The sequence below is a fragment of the Pseudomonadota bacterium genome, assembly GCA_039033415.1.
Taxonomy (GTDB): domain Bacteria; phylum Pseudomonadota; class Gammaproteobacteria; order Xanthomonadales; family SZUA-38; genus JANQOZ01.
This window is the reverse complement of the sequence record JBCCCR010000007.1, coordinates 160,538-175,179: the sequence shown is the minus strand read 5'-3', so window position 1 is coordinate 175,179 and position 14,642 is coordinate 160,538. Positions and strand designations below refer to the sequence as shown.

The 14,642-nt window shown below is 61.5% G+C and carries 14 protein-coding genes; 10 read left to right on the top strand and 4 right to left on the bottom strand.

Annotated elements, in window-relative coordinates; genetic code table 11:
• Positions 1 to 64: 64 nt before the first annotated feature.
• Positions 65 to 1,264 (bottom strand): toxic anion resistance protein, encoded by a 1,200-nt coding sequence (locus tag AAF358_07760; protein MEM7705431.1) that lies wholly within the window; start codon positions 1,262 to 1,264, stop codon positions 65 to 67.
• 94 nt (positions 1,265 to 1,358) lie between these two features.
• On the bottom strand, positions 1,359 to 3,977 hold the full coding sequence (gene mutS, locus AAF358_07755; GenBank protein MEM7705430.1) for a DNA mismatch repair protein MutS: 2,619 nt from the start codon (positions 3,975 to 3,977) through the stop codon (positions 1,359 to 1,361).
• Between the two features lie 83 nt (positions 3,978 to 4,060).
• Between mutS and AAF358_07750 the strand changes: the two genes are divergently transcribed.
• The 10 genes from AAF358_07750 to AAF358_07705 all read left to right on the top strand — a co-directional run bounded on the left by AAF358_07750 (position 4,061) and on the right by AAF358_07705 (position 12,394).
• Positions 4,061 to 4,564 (top strand): nicotinamide-nucleotide amidohydrolase family protein, encoded by a 504-nt coding sequence (locus AAF358_07750; GenBank protein MEM7705429.1) that lies wholly within the window; start codon positions 4,061 to 4,063, stop codon positions 4,562 to 4,564.
• A gap of 96 nt (positions 4,565 to 4,660) precedes the next feature.
• Positions 4,661 to 5,695 (top strand): recombinase RecA, encoded by a 1,035-nt coding sequence (gene recA / locus AAF358_07745; GenBank protein ID MEM7705428.1) that lies wholly within the window; start codon positions 4,661 to 4,663, stop codon positions 5,693 to 5,695.
• 128 nt (positions 5,696 to 5,823) lie between these two features.
• The gene (locus AAF358_07740; GenBank protein MEM7705427.1) at positions 5,824 to 6,186 is read left to right on the top strand and encodes a regulatory protein RecX; all 363 of its coding nucleotides are present in this window, start codon (positions 5,824 to 5,826) and stop codon (positions 6,184 to 6,186) included.
• Between the two features lie 15 nt (positions 6,187 to 6,201).
• Positions 6,202 to 8,844 (top strand): alanine--tRNA ligase, encoded by a 2,643-nt coding sequence (gene alaS, locus AAF358_07735; protein MEM7705426.1) that lies wholly within the window; start codon positions 6,202 to 6,204, stop codon positions 8,842 to 8,844.
• A 91-nt stretch (positions 8,845 to 8,935) separates the two neighbouring features.
• On the top strand, positions 8,936 to 9,313 hold the full coding sequence (locus AAF358_07730; GenBank protein ID MEM7705425.1) for a helix-turn-helix transcriptional regulator: 378 nt from the start codon (positions 8,936 to 8,938) through the stop codon (positions 9,311 to 9,313).
• Complete coding sequence (locus AAF358_07725; protein ID MEM7705424.1) at positions 9,313 to 9,738, top strand: ArsI/CadI family heavy metal resistance metalloenzyme; 426 nt, start codon at positions 9,313 to 9,315, stop codon at positions 9,736 to 9,738. Before AAF358_07730 ends, AAF358_07725 begins: the two co-directional genes overlap by 1 nt.
• A gap of 47 nt (positions 9,739 to 9,785) precedes the next feature.
• A complete protein-coding gene (arsB, locus tag AAF358_07720; GenBank protein ID MEM7705423.1) occupies positions 9,786 to 10,859 on the top strand; it encodes an ACR3 family arsenite efflux transporter in 1,074 nt (357 codons plus the stop codon).
• A gap of 123 nt (positions 10,860 to 10,982) precedes the next feature.
• Positions 10,983 to 11,306: a helix-turn-helix transcriptional regulator gene (locus tag AAF358_07715; GenBank protein ID MEM7705422.1), complete on the top strand. Its 324-nt coding sequence runs from the start codon at positions 10,983 to 10,985 to the stop codon at positions 11,304 to 11,306.
• Positions 11,303 to 11,842 (top strand): SRPBCC domain-containing protein, encoded by a 540-nt coding sequence (locus tag AAF358_07710; GenBank protein MEM7705421.1) that lies wholly within the window; start codon positions 11,303 to 11,305, stop codon positions 11,840 to 11,842. The genes AAF358_07715 and AAF358_07710 overlap by 4 nt, the downstream gene beginning before the upstream one ends.
• A 9-nt stretch (positions 11,843 to 11,851) precedes the next feature.
• Complete coding sequence (locus AAF358_07705; GenBank protein MEM7705420.1) at positions 11,852 to 12,394, top strand: DUF5655 domain-containing protein; 543 nt, start codon at positions 11,852 to 11,854, stop codon at positions 12,392 to 12,394.
• Positions 12,395 to 12,426: 32 nt separating this feature from the next.
• On the opposite strand, the gene kbl is transcribed toward AAF358_07705, so the two are convergent.
• Together kbl and tdh are read right to left on the bottom strand one after the other, a co-directional pair.
• On the bottom strand, positions 12,427 to 13,608 hold the full coding sequence (gene kbl / locus AAF358_07700; protein MEM7705419.1) for a glycine C-acetyltransferase: 1,182 nt from the start codon (positions 13,606 to 13,608) through the stop codon (positions 12,427 to 12,429).
• Entirely contained in the window at positions 13,605 to 14,636 is a 1,032-nt protein-coding gene (tdh, locus tag AAF358_07695) for an L-threonine 3-dehydrogenase (protein ID MEM7705418.1), read from the bottom strand. Before tdh ends, kbl begins: the two co-directional genes overlap by 4 nt.
• Positions 14,637 to 14,642: the final 6 nt, after the last annotated feature.

Here is a 14,642-nt window from a genome sequence, read left to right as displayed (position 1 = left end):
TACTAGGAGACCCCGAGGCCCGCTAATGCGTTGCGGGTATGCCGCGATCCTGGCAGCGCGACGCCTAGAAGTTCTCGTCGTCCGGGATGATCTCGAAGACGTCCTCGGCGGCGATTTCGGCTCGCTCCATCTCCTGAATCTTTTTCTCGCCGGCGGCCGTCATGACGTCCATTTCTTTGATGGTGGCCGCCATCTTGGGCAGCGCTTCCTGGCGATAGGCCGAAATATCATCCAGCGCAGCGTGGATGTCGGTAAAGGCTTTCTTGAGCGCATCCATGTCAATCTGGGATGACGACGCCTGCTTGTGGATTTCGGTGCCCTGCTGGCGCAGCCGCTCGGCCGTGCCCGCAATCAGATCGGAGGTGGTCTCGTTCACCGCCTGCACCTTGTCCAACACAATCTTCTGATTGGCCAGCGCCACCGCGAGCGTGACCGCCACCTGCAGCGCGTTGACGGTGACGTGTCGCGCCCGGTTAACGCCGCGCACCAGCTCCTTGTTATTGCGCATCACCACTTCCAGGGTGACGATGCCCTGCTGGTTGACGGCGAGCTGCTGCTGCAGGTCCATGATCCGTTGACGCAGCGGGAACTGCAGCTCCTCCTGGATGAACCGCGCCCGGTCGGGTGAACCCGTCAGCTCGCGTTCCACGCGGTGCGTCAGCTTGGCGTCCAGCAGCTGAGCCACCTTGATGGCCTTTTCGAGCTTGCGGGTAACGTCCCGCATGAACTTCTGGTCTTCTGCCAGCGTGGTGTTGTCTTTGACCAGCTGTTCCTTACCGTCCTCCATCGACCGGATGATGGCGTCGATGACGGTCTGCGAAGACTCGAACTTGGTGAAATAGCGTTTGATTGGCGTTCCAACGCCTGGAATCATGCCCAGCAGCCGCGCAAACCAGCCGGGCTCCAGGTCGACTTTGCCCGGATCGAGTTCCTCGACCTGCAGCTTCAGATCGACCAGCGCATTGGCCACCTCACCGCCGTCGTCGGCCCGCGCCGTCAGTTTGCGAATGGGCTCCTGCAGCATGGCGCTACGGTTGGATGCTTTCTCCTGGAGATCCATGCCCATGTTCTCGATGGCGTTTTTGGCGTTGGTGGCCGCATCGCTGGCGGGATCCATGGCCAGAATCTTTTCGACCAGAGCGTCGGCCTGTTTTTCGAGTTCGGGGTCGGCCCCGGTTTCCGCCTGCACTGACTCCGGGGGCGTCATCGCCAGTTCTTTCTTGACCTCTTCCGGGTCTGCAAATACCAGAATGTCTTCGCTCATTGCTTGCCTCGAGTGTTGTGGGTGGCGCCCCGGACGGCGGTGTTCGCGTAAGCCCGCTAGTGTATCGCACCGCAAGGGGTTGCGACGTGTCTCGTCAGTCTTTGGCCTGGTCCACAAGCTGGTAGAGCAGCTCCAGGGCCTGCCGCGGGGTGAGCTGATCGGGATCGGTTTCCTGGAGCGTTTCTCGCAGCGGATCGACAGCACGCTTATCCGGCGCTGGCGGTTCTGCGGCCTGCGTGGGCGTCGAGGCAAAAAGCGACAGCTGCTGAGAACGGCCTTGGGCCGCGTCAATGGCGCCCGCTTCCAGCTCCGACAGCAGGGTCCGGGCACGGGCCACCACCGCGGCGTTGATACCGGCGAGCGCCGCAACCTGCAGCCCGTAGCTGCGGTTGGCTGGCCCCTGCTTGACGGTGTGCAGGAACACGATGCTGTCGCCATGTTCAGCGGCGTCGAGGTGGACGTTGACCACGCCCTCAAGCAGCTCGGGCAGGCTGGTGAGCTCGAAGTAATGCGTGGCAAAGAGGGTCAACGCACGGGTCTGGGCGAGAGACTCGGCAACAGCTCGGGCAAGCGCCAGTCCGTCGTAGGTGCTGGTGCCCCGGCCAATCTCATCCATCAGCACCAGGCTGCGATCGGTGGCGTGATGCAGGATGTTGGCGGTTTCGGTCATCTCCACCATAAACGTTGAATGGCCGCGCGTGAGGTCGTCACCCGCGCCGATGCGGGTGAAGATGCGATCCACAGGCCCGAGCTCTGCCCGGGCCGCGGGAACAAAGCTGCCGACGTGGGCGAGCAGCACAATCAGGGCCGTTTGCCGCATATAGGTCGATTTACCGCCCATATTGGGTCCGGTCACAATCTGCATGTGGCGGCCGGGCTCAAGAATCGAATTGTTGGGCTGGAACGGCTTGTCCGAGACCACCTCCACCACCGGGTGTCGGCCATCGACAATATGCAGGCCGGGTTCGTCGACCAACGTCGGCGCGGTGTAGTTGAGGGTTTCAGCCCGCTCAGCAAAGCTGCACAGCACGTCGAGCTCTGCGACGGCTTCGGCACATCCCGCCAGCGCGTGAAGCGCTTCGTTGAGCTGGTCCAGCAGGTTTTCGTAAAGGGCTTTCTCCCGCGCAAGCGCCCGCTCGCGGCTCGACAGCACCTTGTCTTCGAACGATTTCAGCTCCTCGGTGATGTAGCGCTCCGCGGCCTTCAGCGTCTGGCGCCGGGTGTAGTGCGCCGGAATCTGATCGGCATACTGCCGACCGGCCTCCAGGTAATAGCCGTGAACCCGGTTGTAGCCGACCTTCAGCGTGGCGATGCCGGAGGCCTCTCGCTCGCGCTGCTCCAGGTCGTCCAGATACTGGTTGGCGTCACGCGACAGGTTTCGCAGCTCGTCGAGCTCAGCGTCAAAACCTTCCGCCACCACGCCGCCGTCGCGGATCAGCACGGGCGGCGTTTCCACCAGTGCTCGCGTCAGCAAATCCTGAAGCGCCGGCTGGGGTGCGGTGGCGATGGCCAGTTCCGCAATTCTTGGGCTGTCGAGGGCAGCCAGCTGCGGCGCAAGCTCCGGCAGCAAGCCCAGCGCGTCGCGCAGGGTCGCCAGATCGCGCGGCCGCGCGCTCCTGAGACCGATCCGGGTGATGATTCGTTCGATGTCTCCAACCGCCCGCAGAACCTCGCGGAGCGATTCGAAGCGACCGTTGATCAGCAGCACCTCAATGGCCTGATAGCGGAGTTTCAGCGTCTGCTGCCGGCGTATCGGCTGGCCGAGCCAGCGGCGCAGCATCCGGGATCCCATGGGGGTGACGCTGCTGTCCAGGACGCCCGCGAGCGTATGTGCATCGCGTCCTTCCGGGTGCTGGGTCAGCTCGAGATTGCGCCGGGTGGCGGCGTCGATTGCCAGCAGACTGTCGCGCCGTTCAACCCGCAGGCTCGACAGGTGGGGGAGGGCGCTTCGCTGCGTTTGTTTGACGTATTGGAGCAGGGCGCCGGCGGCACCGAGGGCGGCACTCAAGGCATCGCAGCCGAAGCCCGAGAGATCGCGCGTCGCAAAATGCTCACACAGCGCGCGCTCGGCGGCGTCGCGTTCGAAGTGCCATGGCGGCAAGGTGCTGTGGCCGCGGCCCCGGGTCAGCAGCTTCGGCGGGGAAGCGTCTTCGCTGGTGAGCACCTCAGCCGGATCGAGGCGCTCCAGCTCTGCCAGCATCGCCTCCTGATCCGGAACCTCCATCAAATGAAAGCGTCCGCTCGCCATGTCCAGCCAAGCCAGGCCGATTGGGTTGCTCCCCGCAACGGCCAGCAGAAAGTTGTCCTGCCGGTCTGGCAGCAGCGCTTCGTCGGTGACGGTCCCCGGCGTGACGACCCGGACAACCTTGCGCTCGACGGGCCCTTTCGCGGTATTCGGGTCGCCAACCTGTTCGCAGATGGCAGCGGACTCACCCAGACGGATCAGCCGGGCGAGGTAGTTGTCCACCGCGTGATACGGCACGCCTGCCATCGGAATGGGCTGGCCGTCCGGCGATACGCCACGTTTGGTCAGCGTGATATCGAGCAAGCTGGCGGCGCGCCGAGCGTCCTCGAAGAACACCTCGTAGAAGTCCCCCATACGAAAGAGCAGCAGAATGTCGGGAAACTCGGCCTTGATCGCCAGATACTGCTTCATCAGCGGCGTGTGACCGGCGGTGTTCGCGGCCGGTTTTTGGGTCGCTGTGGAGGGCATAGTGGACGTCGGGCGGGGCCTGTCAGTCTTCGGATCGGGGAGGCGAAAGTGTACAGTAAGCGGCCCCCAGGAGGCACCCGATCATGCAGGAACCGTCGCTTTCCGAATATGCCCGCAGGCTCTCCGGCTCGCTGCAAGAGGCGCGCATCCGGCTGATGACCGCCGAATCCTGCACCGGGGGCTGGATGGCCAAGGCCGCCACCGACCTGGCGGGCAGCTCCGACTGGTTTGAGGGCGGGGTGGTCTCCTACAGCAATGCGCTCAAGACGCGCTTGCTGGGTGTGGAGGAAGCGGTGCTAGCCGCGCATGGTGCCGTGAGCGAGCCGGTTGTGCGGGCCATGGCGCAGGGGGCGGCGGCCCTTGGCGCCTGCGATGCCGCCATCGCCGTCAGCGGCGTGGCCGGCCCCGGTGGCGGCAGCGAAGAAAAGCCGGTGGGGCTGGTCTGGTTTGGTTTTTTCCTGGCTGGCCGCTGCTGGGCGGAAAGGTGTCGCTTCGACGGCGACCGAGAACAGGTCAGGCGCCAGTCGGTCGCCTTTGCATTCAATCACTTACAGCAGGCGCTGACCCGGCATCTGAGCGAAAACTGACGTTTTTACCGGAGGTTGACTGATACCCAAAACTGAAGGGCTGTGGGATAATGACACGCTTTCCCGCCAACCCCCCACCACAGTTTCGAGGTATCAATGGAAGACAACAAAAAGCGCGCTCTGGCAGCAGCTCTAGGCCAGATTGAAAAGCAGTTCGGCAAAGGCGCAGTCATGCGCATGGGCGACGAGACCGCGGCTGACATCGACGTCATCTCCAGCGGATCATTGAAGCTCGATGTGGCTCTGGGTATTGGTGGGTACCCGAAAGGCCGCGTCGTCGAGATCTACGGTCCGGAATCCAGCGGTAAGACAACGCTGACTTTGCAGGCGATCGCCGAATGCCAGAAGGCTGGCGGCACCGCGGCATTTATCGACGCGGAGCACGCGCTCGATCCCAGCTATGCAGAGAAGCTCGGTGTCAATATCGACGATCTGCTGGTGTCTCAGCCCGACACCGGCGAGCAGGCGCTCGAAATTGCCGACATGCTGGTGCGGTCCAGCGCTATCGACATCATCGTCGTCGACTCGGTGGCAGCCCTGACGCCGAAGGCGGAGATCGAGGGTGAGATGGGCGACTCGCACGTCGGCCTGCAGGCCCGCCTGATGTCTCAGGCGCTGCGGAAGCTCACCGCGAACATCAAGCGGTCAAACACGCTGGTGATGTTTATCAACCAGATCCGCATGAAGATCGGCGTGATGTTCGGGAGCCCGGAGACCACAACCGGCGGCAACGCGCTGAAATTCTATTCCTCCGTTCGCCTGGACATCCGCCGCATTGGCGCGGTGAAGCGGGGCGATGAGGTGATCGGCAACGACACGCGGGTCAAGGTGGTGAAAAACAAAACCGCCCCGCCGTTCCGCAAAGCCGAATTTGAGATTCTCTACGGAGAGGGCGTGTCGCGCGAGGGTGAGGTGATCGACCTGGGCGTCGAGCACAACATCGTGGACAAGGCCGGCGCATGGTATTCCTACAACGGCGACCGCATTGGCCAGGGTAAAGACAACGTGCGGAACTTCCTCAAGGACAATCCGGATCTGATGGCTGAGATTGAGGGCAGGATCCGCGCTGAGCTGCTGGGCAGCGACGTTGAGATGGATCAGGACGCTGAGCCCACGCCCGAAGAGGCCTGAAGCTGTCGGACGAGGTACCGCAGCAGCGTTCTGAGACCAATCCGGAAGCCGAGTTTGACGAAGCGTTTCGTCAGGCCAGGCATCGGGCGGTCGGTTGGTTATCTCGCCGGGAGTATGCCACCGGCGAGATGCGCCAAAAGCTTGAGCAGCAGGGGGCATTTCCCAGCGACGTGGCGCAGCACACCATGGAATGGCTGCTCCGCAACGATCTGATCAGCAACGAGCGTTTCAGCGAGGCGTTCTGTCGACGGCGGGCGCGGCAGGGTTATGGACCTCAAAGGGTGCGGATGGAGCTTCGGCAGCGGGGCGTCCCGTCAGCGCTGGTGAGCCTGGCGCTGGAGGCGGAAAGCTGGCAGGAAGCGGCGCAGACGGCGTGGCACAAACGGTTTAAGTCCGTGTCGCCGGAGAGCGCCAAAGAGCGGGCCCGGCAGCAAAAATACCTTGCGCAGCGGGGCTTCAGCCACGATATCATCCGCACTGTTATCCGATAAGCCGATCATTGTTCCATGACCAGTAGCTCCGACCTTCGGGCCAGCTTTATTCAATTTTTTGCCGAGCACGAACATCAGGTGGTGGCCAGCAGCCCGCTGGTGCCCGCCAACGACCCTACCTTGCTGTTCACCAACGCCGGCATGGTGCAATTCAAAGACGTGTTTCTGGGCGCGGAGCAGCGACCGTACCAGCGGGCGGTCTCGTCGCAGCGCTGCGTGCGGGCCGGAGGCAAGCACAACGATTTGGACGAGGTGGGCTACACCGCGCGGCATCACACGTTCTTTGAAATGCTGGGCAATTTCAGCTTCGGCGACTATTTCAAAGAGGAAGCGATCGCCTACGCTTGGCAGTTCCTGACGGAGGTGCTCAAGCTTCCGGAAGAAAAGCTGCTGGTCACCGTGTATGAAAGCGATGACGAGGCGTTTGATCTATGGACCGGCAAGATGGGCATATCGCCGGATAAGGTCCTACGCATCGGCGATAAGCCCGGGGGCAAGCCTTTTGAGAGCGACAACTTCTGGGCCATGGGCGACACCGGGCCGTGCGGTCCGTGCTCAGAGATTTTTTATGACCACGGAGATCATGTGGCCGGCGGCCCGCCGGGGTCAGCGGATGAAGACGGCGATCGCTTTATCGAGATCTGGAATCTGGTATTCATGCAGTTCGACCGCGACGCCAGCGGCGAGATGCGGCCGCTGCCCAAACCCTGTGTGGACACGGGCATGGGGCTGGAGCGCCTGGCGGCGATTCTGCAGGGCAAACACTCCAACTACGAAACGGACACCTTTCAGGTCCTGATCACCGCTGCGGCGGAGCTCACCGACACCGATGATCGGGACGACAACTCGCTGAAGGTCATCGCCGACCACATTCGCGCCTGCGCGTTTCTCATTGTCGACGGCGTACTGCCGGCTAACGAGGGTCGCGGCTATGTGCTGCGCCGCATCATCCGGCGCGCGATTCGGCACGGCTATAAGCTGGGTCAGAAAGGGCCCTTCTTTGCCGCGCTGGTGCCAGCGCTCGACGCGCAGATGGGCGAAGCGTACCCGGAACTCCGCGCCAAGGTGGCCTTCGTTCAGCGTGTGCTGACAACCGAAGAAGAGCGCTTCTCCGAAACGCTCGAAAACGGCATGAAGCTGCTGGACGACGCCATTGCTGGGCTCTCGGGCGAGCAGATTCCAGGAGACACCGCCTTCAAACTCTACGACACCTACGGTTTTCCTGTGGACCTGACTGCCGATGTGGCCCGCGAGCGAGGCCTGACGGTGGATCAGCCGGGCTTCGATGCCGCTATGGACGTGCAGCGCAAACAATCCCAGGCCGCCAGCCAGTTTAAGACCGGCGGCGCCGTGGACGGCGAGCTGCTGGCCAACCTACCGGCGCCAGAGTTTTTGGGCTACCAGCACCTGGAAGGGGTTTCCGCGCAGGTGACCGGCTTGATGGTGGACGGTCGGTCGGTGGCACGCGTCGCCGGTGACGTGGAAGCGACGGTCTTTTTGACCCAGACGCCGTTTTATGCCGAATCGGGTGGACAGGTCGGTGATCAGGGCGCTCTGACCGGTGACGGACTGGTTTTTACCGTTGACGACACCCAGAAACTGGCCGGTGTGCACCACGCGCATATCGGCAGGCTGAAATCGGGTGAGCTGTCCGTGGGGCAAGTGGTTAACGCCAGTATCGACGTGGCACGCCGCGAAGCCATTGTCCTGAACCACAGCGGAACGCACCTGCTGCACGCGGCGTTGCGACAGGTGCTGGGGGAGCACGTGGAGCAGAAGGGATCGTTGGTGGCGCCAGACAGGCTCCGCTTTGATTTCTCGCATTTTGAACCGGTGACGCCCGACGAGATCCTGCAGCTTGAACGCATGGTGAATCGGGAGATTCGGGCTAACGCTGCCGCGGACGTCAACCTGATGAGCTTTGACCAGGCGCTCGAAACCGGCGCCATGGCGCTGTTCGGCGAGAAATATGGCGACGAGGTTCGCGTGCTTCGCTTTGGCGATTTCTCCATCGAGCTTTGCGGCGGTACGCACGTCCAGCGGGTGGGGGATATCGGTCTGCTCAAGATCGTGAGCGAATCGGGGATCGCGGCGGGTGTTCGGCGTATCGAGGCGGTGACCGGCGACGGCGCGCTCGACTATGTTGCGAGCCAGGAGGCCGCGCTCAGTGAGGCGGCATCATTGGTTAAAGGCTCCGCGGCGGACGTGCCGGCGAAGGTGCGGCAGATTATGGAGAAGTCGCGCGAGCTGGAAAAAGCGCTGGCTGCCGCTCGTGCGAGTCTGGCGAGCAAAGCGGGCGGTGATCTGTCTGAGCAGGCCGTTGATGTCGGTGGCATCAAGGTTGTGGCAGCCCGGCTGGAGGGGGTTAAGCCGCAGGAGTTACGGCAAATGGTCGACAAGCTGAAAGACAAGCTTCAGACCGCGGCAATTGTGCTCGCCGTGGCTGACGACGCGAAGGTGCAGCTTGCGGCCGGCGTAACCGCTGATACCACCGACCGGGTCAAGGCGGGTGATCTCGTGAATCACGTGGCTGCACAGGTGGGTGGTAAAGGGGGTGGTCGACCGGACATGGCTCAAGCCGGTGGCAGCGAGCCCGGCAATCTCGCCACGGCGCTCGACAGCGTGGTGCCTTGGGTGAAGGCACAAATCGAAGGCTGAGACCCTCTAAGTGGCGCGTTCCGCGTCGCGTTTTTCTATCGAATTAGCAAAGAGCCTTGCTTTATTTCCATATGTCGATTATCGTCGACATATGGATTTATTAAACGCCATCAACGCGCTGGGCGCGCTGGCACAAGAAAGTCGACTCGCGACCTTTCGCCTGCTCGTCAGAGCCGGCGAAACGGGAATGGCCGCTGGTGACATCGCGCGAGAGCTGGGCGTGCCTCACAACACGCTGTCCAGTCATTTGGCCTGCCTGGCGAGGAGCGGCCTGGTGACGTCCCGGCGCCAAAGCCGAAGCATCATCTATCGGGTGGACTTCGCCGGCACGCGGGAGCTGCTGGCGTTTTTGCTTGAGGACTGCTGTCAGGGACAACCGGAGGTGTGTTCGCCGGCCATCGACAGCGTCCTGACCGCCTGCTGTCCAGTTCAAGGCGCTGAGCCCGCACAACAGAAGAGGAATCACTGATGAAACGACTCCACGTACACCTGGACGTAGAAGACCTCCAGACGTCGATCGGGTTTTACACAACCCTTTTTGCGGCGGACCCAGAGGTCATCGAAAAGGACTACGCCAGCTGGATGCTGGACGATCCTCGGATCAATTTTGCGGTCAGCACGCGCGCCAGTAGCCAAGGGGTCAGCCACCTCGGCATTCAGGTTGAAGATGAGAACGAGCTGGAGGAGGTTTACCAGCGACTGGACTCGGCCAACGGCGCCATTCTCGATGAGGGAACCACAACCTGTTGCTATGCCCGATCCACCAAACGATGGATCACCGACCCGCAGGGCGTGGCCTGGGAGACGTTCCTGACCCACGGTCGCACGGCGGTCTATGGGCACGAGCGTCACGAGCTTGATCAAGGTCAGCCTGAGTCAACCCGCTGCTGCTGAGCGCCTGACAGCCTCCACCGCCTAAAATCATACGCAGGGAACAACCGATGAACACGGACGCCTCCCCCATGGGGCTCTTTGAACGCTGGCTTTCCCTGTGGGTTGGCCTCGGCATTGCTGCAGGTATTGCGCTGGGCGCCCAGTTTCCGGGTGTTTTTGAGGCCGTTGCGGGCGTTGAATATGCCAGCGTCAATCTGGTAGTCGCGGTCCTGATCTGGGCCATGATCTACCCGATGATGGTGAACGTAGACTTCGCGTCACTACGCGACGTCGGGCGCCGTCCCCGGGGGCTGTGCATCACGCTGGTGGTCAACTGGCTGATCAAACCCTTTTCCATGGCCGCCCTCGGCGTATTGCTTTTTGAATATTTCTTTGCTGGCCTCGTTGCGCCGGAAACGGCCCGGGAGTACATCGCGGGCATGATCCTGCTGGGTGTTGCGCCCTGTACGGCGATGGTGTTTGTCTGGAGCCAGCTGGTGCGCGGGGATGCCAACTACACGCTGGTTCAGGTGTCGATTAACGATTTGATTATGGTCTTTGCTTTTGCGCCGCTGGCCGCGATGCTGCTTGGTATCACGGAGGTGGTGGTGCCCTGGCAGACGTTGCTGCTGTCGGTGCTGCTTTACGTGGTCACGCCGCTTGTGGCCGGCTACGTCACTCGGCGACTGCTGGGTTCGGCTCAAAAGCCAGAACGGGTCGCTGCATTCACCGATCGGATCAAGCCTTTCTCCGTCGTCGGACTTGTCGCTACGGTAGTGCTGCTGTTTGGTTTTCAGGCCGAGAAAATCCTCGGGCAGCCGGGGGTGATCGCGTTGATCGCTGTGCCGCTCATCATTCAGAGCTATGGCATCTTTGTTGTCGCGTACGGCTGGGCGTACTGGTGGCGCGTGCCTTTTGAGACCGCGGCGCCCGCGGCGCTCATTGGCACGTCCAACTTTTTCGAACTGGCTGTGGCTGTAGCCATCAGTTTGTTTGGCCTTGACTCCGGCGCTGCGCTGGCGACGGTGGTTGGCGTGCTGGTGGAGGTGCCGGTCATGCTGTCCTTGGTTGCTCTGGCCAATCGAACCCGCTCGTACTTCCCCGCGCAGGGTGACCTGCTCGCGGAGACTCAAAACTCCTAAAGAACCCACTCGCCAGGTGTTGTTGTCGGCGGTGCAACTGGCACCGTGATTCGATGCCTCAAGGTCGGGCTTGAACTGTATTTCAATATGTAATAATGTAATTACATGTTGACTAGTAACAGTATGGATTCCATCTTCCAGGCGTTAGCGCATGAAACCCGGCGGACCATTCTGGATTTGCTCCGCGAGCATCCCGGCTTGACCGTTGGCCAGCTGGCGTCTCATTTCGACGTCAGCCGCATTGCCGTCATGAATCACCTTGGTGTCCTGGAAAAAGCGGGCCTGGTTGCCAGCGAAAAAGACCGCCGGTCGCGTCGGCTTTATCTCAACATCATGCCCATCCAGCTGATTTATGACCGCTGGACCGACGACTACAGCGGCCACTGGGCAGAGCGTTTGGCCTCCATCAAATACGCGGCCGAGCAGGCCGCGAAGGAAAAAAAGTGACAACAAGCGACAGCAATAAGGCCATCTACCGGGTTGTGATCAACGCACCGATTGAAACCGTCTGGTCGGAGCTGGTAAAGACGGATCAGGTCCTGGCATTTTTCTTTGGGGCGGTATGCAAGACCCCCGAACAGCTTGAGGTTGGTGCCCCGGTGGCGATGCAGACCACCAACGGGAAATACCGAAGCGTGGTTGGCAAAGTGTTGGACTTCAGCCCGCCGCATCGTTACGCACATACCTTCAAATTCACGAACCATGACGATGCACCGTGCACGGTGACTTATGAACTTAAAGAGGTGGCCGAGGGCGTCGAGTTTTCGCTCATCACTACCAACGTTCCGGTGGGCACCAAAACCGAGAAAGGTATGGCTCAGGGCGGACCCTTCATCGTCAATACATTCAAGTCGGTGGTGGAGAACGGCCGTCCGACGTTCGGAGGCCGCCTGATGCTGGGCATCATCGGACTGGTTCAGCCGCTGACGCCGAAGGTCTGTCGCTCGGAAAACTGGTCGTTCGAAAAGATCATGGAACTTTGAGGAGAAGTCATGTCCAGCGTTGAAAAACAGCTCGAAACAATGTTCAAAAATCTCCCAGTTAAAACCGGTAAGAACCTGGAAGAATGGAAAAAAATGGTTGCCCAAAGCGGTCTGGGGAAACACGGGCAGGTCGTCAAGATGCTCAAGTCAGAACACGGTATCACCCATGGCTTCGCCAATCTGATTGCTTCGGAAAGCCTCAAGGTTGCCGAACCCGTTGACCTGGTTGCGGCCCAGTACGCTGGCCCGAAAGCGGGCCTCAGGCCCCTGCATGACGCCATCGTGAAATTCGCCGCCGCGCTGGGTCCGGACGTGGAGGTGGCGCCCAAGAAGGGCAGCGTCAGCCTGCGGCGAAAAAAGCAGTTTGCGCTGGTTACCCCGGCCACCAAGACCCGGATCGATCTGGGCCTCGCTCTCAAGGGCGACCCTGCCGAAGGTCGCCTGGAGAGCTACAACGCCATGTGCAGCCACCGGGTCCGCCTCGAGTCTGCCTCGGACTTCGACAGGGAAGTCAAAGCTTGGGTGACAGAGGCATACGACAGGTCCGGCTAGCTCCATTCTGGCGTTCGCTTCGCAGGGATTAGCTAAACAACCCCAAGTGCATTACCCACCTTGCCAAAGGCCGCAATAGCCCGATCCAGGTGCTCCCGCGTGTGGGCCGCCGAGATCTGCAGCCGAATGCGGGCCTGACCTTTCGGCACGACGGGGTAGAAGAAGCCAATGCAGTAGATGCCTTCGTCCATTAAGCGGCGGGCCATCTCCTGGGATAGCTCAGCGTCACCCAGCATGACCGGACAAATCGGGTGCTCTCCGGGCAGGATCGTAAACCCGGCGGCCGTCATCTGCTCCCGAAAATAGCGCGTGTTCTCGTTGAGCTGTCGGCGAAGGCCGTCGCTTGAGTCCATAAGCTCAAACACCTTGATGCTGGCACCGACAATCGCGGGTGCAAGGGTGTTGGAGAAGAGGTAAGGGCGCGATCGCTGACGCAGCATGTCGATCACGGGCTGGCGTCCGGTGGTAAACCCGCCGGAGCCTCCCCCAAGCGCTTTGCCCAGGGTGGATGTAAAGATATCGACCCGATCCATGACGCCGTGGTGCTCTGCTGAACCCCGACCTGTCGGACCGACAAAACCGGTGGCGTGACAGTCGTCGATCATCACGAGCGCGTCGTAGCGCTCAGCAAGCTCACAAATCTGGTCCAGCTTGGCGATGTACCCGTCCATCGAAAAGACGCCGTCGGTGGCGATCAGCCGGGTTCGGGCGTCAGCCGCATTCCTGAGCTGCGTTTCCAGATCCGCCATGTCGCTGTTGGCATAGCGGTAGCGCTGGGCCTTGCAAAGCCGTATGCCGTCGATGATTGACGCGTGGTTCAGGGCATCGGAAATGACCGCGTCCTCGGGCCCCAGAATTGTTTCGAAAAGCCCGCCGTTAGCGTCGAAGCACGAGGGATAGAGGATGGTGTCCTCGGTGCCAAAAAACTCGCTGATCTGCCGCTCAAGCTGCTTGTGAAGATCCTGGGTCCCGCAGATAAACCTGACGGAGGCCAGACCGAATCCGTGCTCGTCCAGCGCCTGGTGGGCTGCCGCAATCACCTCGGGATGGTCGGCTAGCCCGAGATAGTTGTTGGCGCAGAAATTCAACACCTCCTGGCCGTCAGCCACAATGGCGACGCGCTGCGGGGTGCTGATCACCCGCTCGGTTTTGTACAGGCCGTCAGCCTGAATCTGTTTTAGTTCGAGTTTCAATCGGTCCTGCGCAGCGCTCATGCCCGTTCACTCCAGTCACAGACCACCTTCCCGCAGCGTCCTTCCAGCATCAGGGCAAAGCCCTGTTCGTAGTCGCTGATGGGGATTTGGTGAGTCAACACTTTTTCCAAGGGAAAGCCGGTCAGCAGCATCTGGGTCATCTTGTACCAGGTCTCGTACATGAGCCGACCGTAGATGCCATGCAGCTCCAGGCCTTTGAAAATCACCTGGTGCCAGTTGACCTGCGATTCGCGTGGCAGGATGCCCAGCATGGCGATTTTGCCGGCGGGGTACATCAGTTCGAGCATGTCGTCGAAGGCCTGACCGTTACCCGACATCTCAAGCCCAACGTCATATCCCTCCAGCTGGAGCTCGCTGGTGGCCTCCTGCAGCGATTCGCGGGTGACGTTCACCGTTCGGTTGGCCCCCATACTGGCCGCCAGCTCCAGCCGGTAGTCGTTGACGTCGCTGACAACCACATTGCGCGCCCCCACGTGGCGGCAGATGCCCGCGGCGATGATGCCGATGGGTCCGGCGCCGGTGATCAAAACATCTTCGCCAACAAGATCGAATCTCAGCGCGCAGTGCGCCGCGTTGCCAAAGGGGTCAAAAAACGCCGCCAGCTCGGAAGGCACCGCTTCTGGAATCCGCCACAGGTTGGATGCCGGTACGGCAACATATTCAGCAAACGCCCCGTTGCGGTTGACGCCGATGCCTTCGGTGTAGGGACACAGATGCTGCTTGCCTCGCTTGCAGTTGCGGCAGACCCCACACGCCACGTGGCCTTCAGCGGAGACCCGCTCCCCGACCTGATAACCCACGACGCCTGGGCCGAGCGCGGCGATGCGGCCGACAAACTCATGGCCGATGACCAGCCCAGGCTTGATGGTTTGGCTGGACCACTCATCCCACGCGTAAATGTGCACGTCGGTGCCGCAGATGGCCGTCTTTTCCAGCTGGATCAGCACATCGTTGGTGCCGACCTCAGGTACAGGAACCTCTTCGAGCCAGATGCCTGGGCCCGCCTCACGCTTGACGAGGGCCTGCATGGTTTG

Coding starts and splice junctions, on each gene's coding strand:
- AAF358_07740 (MEM7705427.1), top strand. CDS start 5,824: ATGCGCCAAAAGCTTGAGCAGCAGGGGGCATTTCCCAGCGACGTGGCG.
- AAF358_07760 (MEM7705431.1), bottom strand. CDS start 1,264: ATGAGCGAAGACATTCTGGTATTTGCAGACCCGGAAGAGGTCAAGAAA.
- mutS (MEM7705430.1), bottom strand. CDS start 3,977: ATGCCCTCCACAGCGACCCAAAAACCGGCCGCGAACACCGCCGGTCAC.
- AAF358_07725 (MEM7705424.1), top strand. CDS start 9,313: ATGAAACGACTCCACGTACACCTGGACGTAGAAGACCTCCAGACGTCG.
- AAF358_07705 (MEM7705420.1), top strand. CDS start 11,852: ATGTCCAGCGTTGAAAAACAGCTCGAAACAATGTTCAAAAATCTCCCA.
- kbl (MEM7705419.1), bottom strand. CDS start 13,608: ATGAGCGCTGCGCAGGACCGATTGAAACTCGAACTAAAACAGATTCAG.
- AAF358_07730 (MEM7705425.1), top strand. CDS start 8,936: ATGGATTTATTAAACGCCATCAACGCGCTGGGCGCGCTGGCACAAGAA.
- alaS (MEM7705426.1), top strand. CDS start 6,202: ATGACCAGTAGCTCCGACCTTCGGGCCAGCTTTATTCAATTTTTTGCC.
- arsB (MEM7705423.1), top strand. CDS start 9,786: ATGAACACGGACGCCTCCCCCATGGGGCTCTTTGAACGCTGGCTTTCC.
- recA (MEM7705428.1), top strand. CDS start 4,661: ATGGAAGACAACAAAAAGCGCGCTCTGGCAGCAGCTCTAGGCCAGATT.
- AAF358_07715 (MEM7705422.1), top strand. CDS start 10,983: ATGGATTCCATCTTCCAGGCGTTAGCGCATGAAACCCGGCGGACCATT.
- tdh (MEM7705418.1), bottom strand. CDS start 14,636: ATGCAGGCCCTCGTCAAGCGTGAGGCGGGCCCAGGCATCTGGCTCGAA.
- AAF358_07750 (MEM7705429.1), top strand. CDS start 4,061: ATGCAGGAACCGTCGCTTTCCGAATATGCCCGCAGGCTCTCCGGCTCG.